At 51.8% G+C, this 11687-nt stretch carries 11 protein-coding genes; 3 read left to right on the plus strand and 8 right to left on the minus strand.

The window, feature by feature from the left end:
- Positions 1 to 53 precede the first annotated feature (53 nt).
- Positions 54 to 1658 (plus strand): hypothetical protein, encoded by a 1605-nt coding sequence (locus KKF06_00660; protein ID MBU1616278.1) that lies wholly within the window; start codon positions 54 to 56, stop codon positions 1656 to 1658.
- Here KKF06_00660 and gatB read toward each other — a convergent pair.
- Genes gatB through KKF06_00695 form a run of 7 tightly spaced genes read right to left on the minus strand, consistent with a single transcriptional unit; the run spans position 1655 to position 9282 of the window.
- Positions 1655 to 3094 (minus strand): Asp-tRNA(Asn)/Glu-tRNA(Gln) amidotransferase subunit GatB, encoded by a 1440-nt coding sequence (gene gatB / locus KKF06_00665; GenBank protein MBU1616279.1) that lies wholly within the window; start codon positions 3092 to 3094, stop codon positions 1655 to 1657. The two genes, KKF06_00660 and gatB, sit on opposite strands and share 4 nt — an antisense overlap.
- A complete protein-coding gene (locus KKF06_00670) occupies positions 3091 to 4209 on the minus strand; it encodes a hypothetical protein (GenBank protein MBU1616280.1) in 1119 nt (372 codons plus the stop codon). Before KKF06_00670 ends, gatB begins: the two co-directional genes overlap by 4 nt.
- Complete coding sequence (gene gatA, locus KKF06_00675; protein ID MBU1616281.1) at positions 4182 to 5630, minus strand: Asp-tRNA(Asn)/Glu-tRNA(Gln) amidotransferase subunit GatA; 1449 nt, start codon at positions 5628 to 5630, stop codon at positions 4182 to 4184. The genes KKF06_00670 and gatA overlap by 28 nt, the downstream gene beginning before the upstream one ends.
- Positions 5627 to 5905: an Asp-tRNA(Asn)/Glu-tRNA(Gln) amidotransferase subunit GatC gene (gene gatC / locus KKF06_00680; protein MBU1616282.1), complete on the minus strand. Its 279-nt coding sequence runs from the start codon at positions 5903 to 5905 to the stop codon at positions 5627 to 5629. The genes gatA and gatC overlap by 4 nt, the downstream gene beginning before the upstream one ends.
- 15 nt (positions 5906 to 5920) lie before the next feature.
- Positions 5921 to 7201, minus strand: coding sequence for a HAMP domain-containing histidine kinase (locus KKF06_00685; protein ID MBU1616283.1), 1281 nt, complete (start codon positions 7199 to 7201; stop codon positions 5921 to 5923).
- Between the two features lie 17 nt (positions 7202 to 7218).
- Positions 7219 to 8232 (minus strand): tRNA (adenosine(37)-N6)-threonylcarbamoyltransferase complex transferase subunit TsaD, encoded by a 1014-nt coding sequence (gene tsaD / locus KKF06_00690; protein MBU1616284.1) that lies wholly within the window; start codon positions 8230 to 8232, stop codon positions 7219 to 7221.
- A gap of 3 nt (positions 8233 to 8235) precedes the next feature.
- Entirely contained in the window at positions 8236 to 9282 is a 1047-nt protein-coding gene (locus KKF06_00695; GenBank protein ID MBU1616285.1) for a Fic family protein, read from the minus strand.
- A gap of 131 nt (positions 9283 to 9413) precedes the next feature.
- Here KKF06_00695 and KKF06_00700 point away from each other — a divergent pair, with 131 nt between their 5' ends.
- Entirely contained in the window at positions 9414 to 10724 is a 1311-nt protein-coding gene (locus KKF06_00700; GenBank protein MBU1616286.1) for a PAS domain S-box protein, read from the plus strand.
- Positions 10725 to 10761: 37 nt separating this feature from the next.
- On the opposite strand, the gene KKF06_00705 is transcribed toward KKF06_00700, so the two are convergent.
- Positions 10762 to 11133 carry a hypothetical protein gene (locus KKF06_00705; protein ID MBU1616287.1) on the minus strand — a complete coding sequence of 124 codons (372 nt, stop codon included), beginning with the start codon at positions 11131 to 11133 and terminating at the stop codon, positions 10762 to 10764.
- Positions 11134 to 11229: 96 nt separating this feature from the next.
- Here KKF06_00705 and KKF06_00710 point away from each other — a divergent pair.
- Positions 11230 to 11687: hypothetical protein (locus KKF06_00710; protein ID MBU1616288.1), on the plus strand; the 458-nt coding region annotated here is incomplete at its 3' end.

Below are 11687 nucleotides of genomic sequence, written 5' to 3' on the forward strand. Positions count from 1 at the left end.
TGAATTATAACACAACTGAAATTATCGTTTTATTGTGACGAAAGGGGATTAGCATGAAACATTTATTAATTGATACTCTAAGGTCCAGGTTCTTCCGGCTTCAACGGATCGAAAGAAGGGGAACCGAGAAATACAAGGCGGCGGTCGGGAACATTGTCAGGCGGACCGCTGCCAGGATTACCGACTCTTCCCGGGCAAATCTTGAAGCGTTGGCCAGGGTTAATCCCCAGGAGACCAAAAAAGCGCTGGCTGGTTTGCGCGGCGTTAATTGTGCGATTGAAATGATCGTGGTTCCGGCTAGTTTGTCAAGAGAAGGGCTGAAGTTTTCGATCAACGATGGGGTCGCCCGCCTTAAGAACGACCGTCCGCGCGGCAAAAAAGAAGCTGTTGGTTACCAACCGCAGCCGCTGATGGACTTGATCCCCGCCCTTAATAAAGAGACGAGAGCTTTTACCAGCGACCCGGAATACGGCGGATTGTTCCTTTATAAAGCGATCCTGCGGGTCAGGGTGGAATTGTATAAGGCAGGAGAAACACGTTCCGCCGCCAGGAAACAGGGGTTGCCGCTGGCGGCCGATCCATTTCAAGAAATATGCTCTATGCTTGCTTATTTTATTGACAATTTTCCTTTTAGCGTAGAACGCGACAAAATAAGCCTGCGAAAAACGGTCAATTGTTTGCGGGACAGGGGGAATAATGTTGCGGCTGACGCCGGATTGCAGTATTTAACCCAGCGGCTGGTCAAGCGGCTTGATGAGCAAATGGTTGCCCGATTGCGCCGCGCCCGCCCGGCCCAGGATTGGAAGATATCGCCTTCAAAGACTCGTGACGACAAAGGGTTTTGGATCATTAACCAGGTTGGCTATCGCCAGACCCCGAGCGGGGTTTTACGCCGGGAGTCGATCCCGCACCGGGTCTCGACCGCAAAATTGTTGCGGATGATCGACCATGAGCAGGATAAGGTTGCCCAGGAGTTGGAGGACAACAAGGTTTATCTGGAACGGATCCGGGTGGTTGCGGCAGATCCGCTGGGGAATTGGCCGGAATTACTGGAGCTTTATGATCGCTTCACCTCGTTCTTTGCCTGGCATAAAGACAAAGCGTGCGTCGAACTGGAGGCGGCCCTGCATGTCACCCTGGTCGGTTCCGATCAGGCGGTCTCTCTGGCGCGAAGCTTGCTGGGAGTAGCGGAAGAAACGATCGATCTGCGCCAGCTGGTTTTAACGGCTCAGGCCAGGCGGATCAAAGAGATCAGGCAGGAAGCGGAGAAAAAGATCGTTGGTTATTTAATGAGATTCACCGTTTCTATTATTAACGACCTCGGTGATCCGCGGGCGGTATCCGATCCCCGTTGGGTTGGCTATATAGAAAGACGGCTTGGCGGCTTATTAGGGACCTTTTTAAAGGACGATATTAGCGAGCCCTGGCTTGGCCGGTGCAAAAGCCGGGTCTATGGGCTGAAAAGAGCGCTCCCCAAATTGTATGATCCAACTCTGACTCGCGCAGAGAAAATAGCAAAATTAAAGAAGGGGGCTTACTTTATCCTGCAGATCGGTTTTATCTATGAAAACCGGAACCGGGAAGCCGCCAATGTTGCCGCCTGGCAAAGTTACATCAGTCGGTATCAAGAGTTGTTAGACAGGTTCGATCGGCTTTAGGCAAGCGCTTCTTTAAGCAGTTTATTGGCCAGTGCCGGGTTGGCCCGACCCTTGGAGAGCTTCATCACCTGGCCGACCAGGAAGGTGAGGGCGCTCTCTTTTCCTCCCTTGAAGTCGGCGACAACTTTGGCGTTCCCCGCGATAACATCTTGAATGATCTTGCCCAATTCACCCTGATCGCTGATCTGTCCTCCCGATTCGGCAACGACCTCTTTGACCTGGCGGCCGCTTTCCAAAACTTTGACCAGGACGCTTTTTGCGAGTTTTCCACTCAAGGTCCCTTCTTCAATAAGCTTTAATAGCTCGGCCAATTGCGGGGGGGTGAGGTTGATCTCGGGAATAGCCTTCTTCTTTTCTTTGAGGTATGCGGTAACTTCGCTGGTCAGCCAGTTGGCGACGACCGGTCCTTTGGGGAACAGTTTTACCGTTTCTTCAAAAAAGCCCGCCAGCGCTTTATCGTAAACCAGGATCCCGGCGCTCTCGGCGTTCAAGCCAAAATCATTGATCAGGCGGACCTGGCGCGATCCCGGCAATTCACCCAGGGTTTTTCTTATCTCTTCGATCCATTCGGCTGACGGCTCTATCGGGGGGAGGTCGGGTTCAGGGAAATACCGGTAATCATGGGCTTCTTCTTTGCTCCGCATCCCCGAGGTCGTGTTGGTCTCTTCGGAGTAGAAGCGGGTCTCCTGGCTAACCTTGCCGCCATCATTCAATATCCCGGCCTGGCGGTTCTCTTCGGCGACGATCGCTTTCTCGATCGCCTTGAATGAGTTCATGTTCTTGACCTCCGTCTTGGTCCCGAACTCTTTTTGGCCAGGGGGACGAATGGAGACATTGGCGTCGCAGCGAAGCGACCCTTCTTCCATCTTGGCATCGCAAACTTCGATGTAGCGGAGGAGGGAGGCGAGCGTTTCGGCGTAGACCGCCGCTTCTCTGGCCGAGCGGAGATCAGGTTCGGTGACGATCTCCATCAGCGGGGTGCCGCCCCGGTTGTAATCAACCAGCGACTCTTCGGCCCCCATTATTCTATCGGCCCCGACGTGGACCAGTTTGCCGGCGTCTTCTTCCAGGTGGAGGCGGGTAATCCCGATCCGTTTTTTGACCCCGTCAACCACGATCTCAAGATATCCGCCGGTCGCTAAAGGCCGGTCGTACTGGGAGATCTGGTAACCTTTTGGCAGGTCGGGGTAAAAATAGTTCTTGCGGGCAAAGATACTGCTCGGTTCTATCCGGCAGTTCAGGGCGAGGGCCGCCTTGATCGCCAGCTCGATCGCTTTTTTGTTGACGACCGGCAGAGAGCCCGGCTGGCCGGTGCAGACCGGACAGATGTTTGAATTCGGTTCATTGCCGAATTTGATCGAGCAGGAGCAGAACATCTTGCTGGCGGTCAATATCTGGGCGTGGGTTTCCAGCCCGATCACTGTTTCGTAACTCATTTTTTTACCTCTTTAAAAGAGTCCAGCTCCCAGACCGGTTTCGAGATCAGTTCTTTAAGGTCTTTATATGAAAGGTCTTGCAGGCTGAACCATTCCTCGGTCAGCGGGATATAGATATCAGCCGAAAACTTCTGACTGATCACTTTCAGGACCAGGAGCTTGCCGTGGCTGAATTCCCAGACATAGATGTAACCGTTGTTCTTGAGCGGGATCTCGCTCATCCATGATTCGTCAATGACCAGCCGCTTGAGCTCGCTGATCGGGCAAAGTCCGGGATAAGTTATCTCCAGCAGAAGCCGGTTCAGCTTCATGATGTTCATTTGCTGTTCCGCTGTCAGGGAGGAGAACGGCTTGCCGCGGTAGCCCCGGGTTGCTTTCAGCAGGGCATTGATCTCGGCGCTGACAGGACGGTCTTTCCAGCGCGGCTTCCAGTAGCGGTCGTAAAAATTCGGGGTCCGCAGCAGTTCCTTGAGATAGGCGAGCGAACCCTTGGGCGATCTTATCTTTAAACCGTAATTGTCGGTCTCAATGGCGGTGGTCAGTCCCCGCAGTGTTTCCGTCCCCTGGCCAAACTCGCTCCCGGCAAAGTCATAGGTTTTCCGTTCCTTCTCGATCTTTTCCATCCGCTCTTTGGCCAGGATCGCCTGTTTTAGCTTTTCGATCTCTTTTTTGGTCTTGACCTTTTTCTTTTTGACCGGTTTTTTTACCGCCTGCGCGACTTTGATCGGGGTTTCGATCTCCTGCTTGGGAACAAAGACCTTGAATTGCTTGCTCTTTTCGGAGCGAAGGACGAGATATTTTTTGATCACTCTCAGGCCGGTGTAATTGATCTTGAGGATGAGATACTTTTCTCCAGCCGCCAGGCTGACCCTGGTGGAAAATGTATTGTCCGGGTTGACCTTGACCTGCTTGTCATTGATGGAGATAGAATTTACGCCGGGGATCGCTACTCCTGACACATCCCCGTTGATCGCCGGGAAGCTTTTTATGTCTTCCGCGCTGGGAGCGGCCAGGGCGGCGCCACCAGTCAGTAGAGCGAGCGCTAACAGAAAACCAGCGGCTAAACGCCGCGGTTCCCTGTTAGCAATTATAATTTTGGTTTTTGATTGTGCCATTTTGTATTCTGTTCGTAAGTATACGCGACCCGAAAGATTGTTTCTTCGGCAAAAGCTTTTCCGATGATCTGCAAGCCGATCGGCAGGCCCCCGGCGAAACCGCAGGGGAGAGAGAGGGCCGGAAGCCCGGCCAGGTTGACCGGAATGGTCGCGATATCGGAAAGGTACATGGCGAGCGGATCGGCGGTCTTTTCGCCGATCTTAAAAGCTACGGTCGGGGCCGTCGGCGAGAGCAGGACATCGCATTGGCCAAGCGCTTTTTCAAAGTCTTGTTTGATCAGGGTCCTGACCTTGAGCGCCTTTAAATAGTACGCGTCATAATAACCGGCCGATAAAGCGTAGGTCCCGATCATGATCCGGCGTTTGACCTCCTGGCCAAAACCTTCCTGGCGGGTATGGTAATACATGTTGAGCAGATCCTTGTCGCCGCTGCTCCGGTGGCCGTATTTGACCCCGTCAAAACGGGCCAGGTTGGAGCTGGCTTCGGCCGGGGCGAGCAGGTAATAAGTTGAAACGGCGTATTCAAAAGAAGGGAGGGTGACTTCAATTATCTCCGCCCCCAGCTTTTCCAGGGTCTTGGCCGCCTCCTGGACCGCCTGTTTAACTTCAGGCGCGATCCCTTCGCCAAGCAGGTTGGTGATCAGGCCGACCTTGACCTTTTTGACGTCGTCGATCAGCGCTTTCCGGTAATCGGGAACCGGCAGATCGACCGAGGTAGAGTCTTTTTCGTCCCGGCCGGCGATCGCGCCGAGCAGGATGGCGCTGTCGGTCACATCTTTGGTCAGTGGGCCGATCTGGTCGAGTGACGAAGCAAAAGCGACCAGCCCAAAGCGGGAGACCCGGCCGTAGGTTGGCTTTAAACCAACCACACCGCAAAAAGCGGCCGGCTGGCGAATTGATCCGCCGGTATCAGAACCCAGCGCCAAGATCGCTTCATCGGCGGCGACCGCCGCGGCGGAACCTCCGGAGGAGCCTCCCGGGACCGTTCCCAGGTCCCAGGGATTGCGGGTGGGATAAAGGGCGGAATTCTCAGTCGAAGAGCCCATGGCAAACTCGTCCATATTAGCTTTCCCGATGATCACCGCGCCGGCTGTCTTGAGCCGGGCGACGACGGTCGCGTCGTATGAGGGGATGAAATTATTCAGGATCTTTGAACTGCAGGTGGTCAGGATCCCCCGGGTGCACATATTATCTTTGATCGCGATCGGGATTCCGGTCAGCGGCGTGACCTGTTCGCCTGTTTTTAACCGCTCATCGGCCGCCCGCGCCTGGATCAGCGCTTCTTCTTTGGTCAGGGAAACAAAGGCTTTGACTTTTGCTTCGACCGAATTGATCCGCTCAAAAAGGGCTTCGGTCAGTTCCAACGAACTAAGTTTTTTTCCGGTCAGGAGGGCGTGCAGTTCGTGAGAGGTTTGTGTCATTCCACTATCCTTGGGACGCGGAACATCTGCTCCGCCTGGTCCGGCGCGTTGGCTAAAATATCTACGACGTTGGGGCAGGGGAAGGACTGGTCTTCCCGAAAAACGTTCTTGACCGGGATCGCGTGCGATGTTGGGGGGATGTTGTCGGTATCAAGCTTATTAAGATTCGCGGCATAGTCTAAAATTGCCGAAAGCTGGGGACCGAAAAGATCTTTTTCAGGGTCGGTCAGCCCAAGCCGGGCAAGTTTAGCTACATGTTCGACATTTATTCGCATGTTAAAAGCATTATATCAAGAGTGGAGTGGAAGGGCAAAATAAAAGACCGAGCCATGGCCGGGACCGGCCGAAGCTACCCAGATCCTGCCGCCATGAAGCTCAACGACCGACCTGCACAGGGCCAGTCCCAGGCCGGTCCCTTTTCTCTCGGCCGATTCTTTACTGGCCCGGTAAAATTTGTCAAAGATCAGCGGCAAATCTTTCTTTTCCACCCCTAACCCTTCATCCCTGACCGCCACGGTCAATTCCTGGCCGTTCAGTGAAATTGAAACAAAGATCTTTCCCCCTTTGTTTGAAAATTTGATGGCATTGGAAAGAAGGTTAATAAAAACTTCGTGGAGTCTGTCTTCGTCAATTTGGACCAGCGGCAGACTTGATTCAAATTCCTTGACGATAGAGATCTCGCTGGTCCTGACCAGAGGGTCGACCTCTTCGATCGCGCGTTCGGCAATATCGCGCAGGTCGGAATCAACTTTATTTAGCTTGATTTTGCCCGATTCGATCCGGGCCAGGCTTAACAGGTCGTTGACCATGTTGAGGATCCGTTTGGCCTGCCGCTTGATCACCGCCAAAGGTTCTCGTTGGTTTTCCGCCGGGCTTTTGTTGATCAGCAGGTCGGTATACCCCAGGATCGAGGTCAGCGGGGTCTTTGTCTCGTGCATGACCATGTGCATAAAGTCGGCCTGGGCGACCGACAGAGTCTCGACCTGATGCTGTTTTTCGCGCAGTTTTCTGGCCAGATAAGAAACGATGTAAATTATCAGGAGAGACGAGAAAAAGAGGGCGAGCGATTTGGACGTGATATACGACAGGTTGTAGTAAAGGGTGCCGGGAGTTTCGACCATCCGGAAATGGGGGATGATCGAAAACGCTTCTAAAGCGCAATTTATCCAATATAACAGGGCGGCTTGTCCGGAGAGGAAGAAGGCGATCGTCTCCAGGCTGTATATGGAGATCGCGGCGAACTCAAGAAGATAGAAGAAGGTGAATGGGCTTTCGATCCCGCCGGTAAAATGGACAAGAATGGTCACGACTAATATATCGGCCGAAGCCCTTAAGTAGGTGAATAAAATATTCTCGCTGAAGGCGGGGAACCGTTTGACCAGGGCCGGGAAGGTGATATTGTAGCCGGCGGCAAAACCGATCACAACAAAGCTCAAGAAAAATATCTGATGATTGCGGTTGAAAAGAAAGATGGTCAGGACGATCAACATCATAAAAAAGATCGCCGCCCAGCGGAGCTGGACAAACCAGAGGGTCAGCAGTTGTTTGTCGCTCAAAGGCTTAGTCTGCATCTTCTGGGATTATATCGTTAGATCCGGGCGCTGGCAACCGGGGAAAGGGAAAATGAAGAATGATCGCGCTTATAATGTCCAGCGGCGCCGATCATGGCGGCGTTATCGGTGCAGTATTCAAACGGGGGGATGTGGACGGCCAACCCTTTCGCCTCTGCCTTTGCCTTCAACTCCCGCCGTAATGCTGAATTTGCCGAGACTCCGCCGGCCAGGGCGATCGTTTCGCATTTGTAAAGTTCGGCCGCTTTAAGGCTTTTTTCGACCAGGACGTCGATGGCCGCGGCCTGGAAGGAAGCGCAAAGGTCAGGGATGAGGGATGAGGGATCGGGGAGACGACTGACGTAATTAACAACTGCAGTTTTCAGTCCGCTGAAACTGAAATCAAGGCCAAACTCTTCTTCAATCATCGGCCTTTTAAAGTGAATGGCATCAGGATTCCCCTCTTTAGCTAATTTATCAATGATCGGTCCGCCGGGGTAGCCGATCTTCAGGAAGCGGGCGACTTTATCGTAAGCCTCTCCCGCGGCGTCGTCCCTGGTTTGCCCCACCGTTTCGTAGTCACCATGCCCCTTAACGAGTACTAATGAAGTATGCCCGCCGGAAACGAGCAGGGTGATAAAAGGGAAAGAGGCATCAAGGGTTCCAGGCATCGAGTCACTAGATCCCTCAAGAAAATTCGCGTAAATATGTCCTTCCAGGTGATTTACCCCGATGAGCGGTTTTTTAAGGGAGTAGGCAAGAGCTTTGGCGGCGCTGACCCCGACGATCAGGGAGCCGACCAGCCCGGGGCCGTAAGTGACGGCGATCGCGTCGATCTCTTTGGTCTCTTTTCCAGCCCGATCGAGAGCATCTTTAATGATGAGAGAGATGCATTCAGCGTGGAGGCGGGAGGCGACCTCCGGGACGATCCCGCCGTATTTTTTGTGGAATTCGATCTGGGAGGCGATGACGTTAGATAAAACCTCGCGCCCGTCCTTCACGACAGCAGCGGAAGTTTCATCGCATGAAGTTTCGATGGCCAGGATGTTCATATTTTAGATTGCCAGCGAATAGCCGGTTTGGGGACCTTTGCCAATCCTTTTGACGATCTTATGCTTGACCAGAAATTCAATGTCCAGCCTGGCAGTTCTGGCCGCGACCTTTTCTTCTTTCACCAGGGAGAGATAATCTTTTATGGTGGCCCTTTTTTGCTCCTGCAAATGCTCAATAAATTGCCACTGTCTTTCATTTAGCCATAATTGTCCGATCTTTTTTATCAGGAAACGATCCCGGCTAAAGCTTTGGACCTTGGCTTTGATGAAGGACATTTGTTGCGCCACCCCGGCAATAAAGTATTCAAGCCATTGCGTTATTTCAATTTTGCCCGGATCAACGGATTGCAAAGCAGAATAATAGCTTTGCCTGTCCTCATTATAATAATCATCAAGCGCAAAGAAATCCTTAATATCAAAGCCTGATTGATAAAGAATTAAAGTCGCCAGTGCCCGTGCCACCCGGCCGTTGCCATCAATGAAGGGATGGATCCTGACAAGTTCATAGTGAGCAATGCCAGCCGTCAAAACCGGATATAGATCATTTGCTTCCTGGGAGTTCAGCCAGGCGCATAGTGCCTTGACCAGGTCGGAGACAGTATGCTCTTTGGGCGGCGTAAAGACCGTCCGACCGAAACTATCAACCACATAAACCATTTTGTCTCGATAATGGCCGGCTTGATCTTTTGCCAGAACGATCCTGGTGATCAAGTTGTGAAGTTTTAAAATGACCGCCGGGGTAAAGAGTTGAATGTGGCGGCCATGTTTGTCAATGAATTTTAAGGCGGAAATATAATTCGACACTTCCCGCTTGTCTCTTGGCCGCGCTTCAACTTTCCTGCCAGATACGATCGCGGCCACTTCTTCTTTTGATAAGCGGTTCCCTTCAATGGAGGTGGAATGGTGCGACCGACTTATCAGGGCATCCTTTTTGAGGCGAATTTCAATTTTCGGCAGGAGAGGAGAATTTAAGATCGTTTCTCTAGCGGAAGAGATCTCCGCGATCTGCCGGGTAATGATCGGAGTTATCTTATAATTAGGCTTATACATGACCTTAAATATTATACCATTGCCTGATTAATCCGGCAATAATCCGGCAATAATCCGGCAACGGCGGCGGTTTCATCGCACGAAGCCATTGCGCCGCCCCCCCCCCCCACCAAGGTGTATACTATTGGCAAATGGTTGAACTACCTGATAGTGAATACCAAAAACTGCAGGCGCGGCTGAACGAAGCCAGCCGGATGGTCACAGTGGTGCGGGACTCCAACGACGCGATCACGATTCAGGATTTCGAGGGAAAGATCGCCGCCTGGAACCGCGGCGCCGAGCTGATGTATGGCTACAGCGAGCAGGAAGCGCTGAAAAAAAATATCTGGGACCTTACTCCCCCTGATAAATCTGCCGAGCAAAAGGATTTCAACCGCCGGTTATTGGCCGGCGAAAAGGTCTCGTCACTGGAAACCCAGCGGCTGACCAAAGACGGGCGCCTGCTCGATGTCTGGCTGACCGTAACGAAACTGGTTGACGAAACGGGGGAAGTAATTGGGATTGCCTCGACCGAGCGCGACATTACCGAGCGCAAGCGGATCGAATCGGAAGCCAGAAATATTGCGGAGCGGTACAAATCCCTGTTTGATTCATCCTCCGATATCCTGGTCCAGCTTGACACGTCTGGGACTGTAGTTGATCTTAATCCGCAGGCTGAATTAATCAGCGGCTATAAAAGAGAGGAGATCGTCGGCAAAAAATTAAACGCTATGATCGGTAAATTTACGAAAGAAAGCGTGGACTTGATGGTTGCCAACTTTGCTACCAGAAAAGAAGGAGTTGCTGTTGAGCCCTATGAGGTTGAAGCGATCGATAGCAACGGCCAGAAATTATATTTTGAGATCACTACGTCACCCCTGAAAGGGATCGTGGGGAAGGAAGCCGGAGAACTCTGGATCATGCATAATATTACCAGGCGCAAGCAAGCCGAAGAAGAATTGAATGAATCAAAAACACTTTTTGAGACGGTCGTGGAAAATATCCCGCTTATGATCTTCCTCAAAGAGGCAAAAGATCTTCGTTTTGTCATCTTCAATCGCGCGGGAGAAGAACTCCTGGGCTACGATCGCAAGGACCTGCTGGGCAAGAACAATCTGGACCTTTTTCCGCCGGAACAGGCGGCAAACTTTATGGCCAAAGACCGGGAAGTCCTGGATGGGGCGACAGGCAAGGTGGATATTCCGGAAGAACCAATTACGACGGCTAAGCAAGGGGTGCGTCTGTTGCATACCCATAAGGTTTGTGTAAAGGGAGAAGACGGGGCCACAAAATTCCTGCTGGGGATCTCCGAGGACATAACCGAACGCAAGCAGATGAATATGGAATTGAAGAAGAAAGTAACCGACCTTGAAGAATTCTATCAGTTAACTGTGGGCCGGGAAATAAAAATGATCGAGCTGGAGAAGGAAATTGAGCGGCTGAAAAAAAACCAAAAAATATAGTATTTATAAGCCCAACGATTTTCACGCCGCGCATCTTTTATTTATACAGCAGAAAAAAAATCCCAAAAGCGATCAGGACGATGCCCGCGTAGTTTTGTATTAACAGCTTTTCACCAAGCATGAAATAAGAAAAAATAGCAACAAAGAGATAGGTCAGGGCGGTCAGGGGGAAGACCAGGCTTAGTTTAAACCAGGATAAAATGACCAGCCAGAGAAGAAAAGAAGCGGCCATGAGCCCGATCCCCAGCAGAAAATAAGGGTTTTTTAGCAGGGCGGCCGTCAGCAGCAGGACCTCTCTGATGTTTTGCAGGGAAAAACCGGCTATCCGGCTCATTCCCAGTTTAAGGAAGATCTGGCTTAAAGATAAAAGCAGAGTGTAAACTAAGATCCAGAATAATAGATAGCGCATTTGTAAATAATTATAACATCCTGGCCGCTGGTCGGCTACCGCTTGCTCTTGTAGCCGGCAGAAAAGAGCGATAGAATTGCTTTCATGAAAAAACTAATGCTTATCTTATTCCTCCTGTTGGTTGTGATCGGCTTGTTTTTTTGGTTCGCGAGAGCGGCTGAACGGCCGCGGGGGACGTTCGAAGGCGGGACGAAATACATCTACGATTATGTCCCGACGGTGGTGTTGACCGGGAGCTGGCGGGAGATGGGGCGGCAATACGGTCATTTCCTGGCGCCCAATATCCGTGCTGTTTATGACCTGGTCGCCCCCTATAAAGACAGGTACAACATTGGCTGCGGCAAAAACAACTCGGTGATTATCGAGGAATTCTATCAGTCGTATCCCGACCGGTTTAAACAGTTCTTTCAGGGGATGGCCGAAACGTCGGGGTTGACGCTTGATCAACTGAAGGTTGCCAACTCGCTGGAGATTACGCTGATGTTCGGGGCCAAATTATATCATGAGCGCTGTTCGGGGATCGGCGTTTGGGGGAGTTACTCAAAGACCGGCGG

It is taken from the genome of Candidatus Margulisiibacteriota bacterium (assembly GCA_018822365.1).
In the GTDB taxonomy this organism is placed as follows: Bacteria; Margulisbacteria; WOR-1; order O2-12-FULL-45-9; family XYB2-FULL-48-7; genus XYB2-FULL-45-9.

Coding starts and splice junctions, on each gene's coding strand:
- tsaD (MBU1616284.1), bottom strand. CDS start 8,232: ATGAACATCCTGGCCATCGAAACTTCATGCGATGAAACTTCCGCTGCT.
- gatC (MBU1616282.1), bottom strand. CDS start 5,905: ATGCGAATAAATGTCGAACATGTAGCTAAACTTGCCCGGCTTGGGCTG.
- KKF06_00660 (MBU1616278.1), top strand. CDS start 54: ATGAAACATTTATTAATTGATACTCTAAGGTCCAGGTTCTTCCGGCTT.
- KKF06_00705 (MBU1616287.1), bottom strand. CDS start 11,133: ATGCGCTATCTATTATTCTGGATCTTAGTTTACACTCTGCTTTTATCT.
- KKF06_00670 (MBU1616280.1), bottom strand. CDS start 4,209: ATGGCACAATCAAAAACCAAAATTATAATTGCTAACAGGGAACCGCGG.
- gatB (MBU1616279.1), bottom strand. CDS start 3,094: ATGAGTTACGAAACAGTGATCGGGCTGGAAACCCACGCCCAGATATTG.
- KKF06_00695 (MBU1616285.1), bottom strand. CDS start 9,282: ATGTATAAGCCTAATTATAAGATAACTCCGATCATTACCCGGCAGATC.
- KKF06_00685 (MBU1616283.1), bottom strand. CDS start 7,201: ATGCAGACTAAGCCTTTGAGCGACAAACAACTGCTGACCCTCTGGTTT.
- gatA (MBU1616281.1), bottom strand. CDS start 5,630: ATGACACAAACCTCTCACGAACTGCACGCCCTCCTGACCGGAAAAAAA.
- KKF06_00700 (MBU1616286.1), top strand. CDS start 9,414: ATGGTTGAACTACCTGATAGTGAATACCAAAAACTGCAGGCGCGGCTG.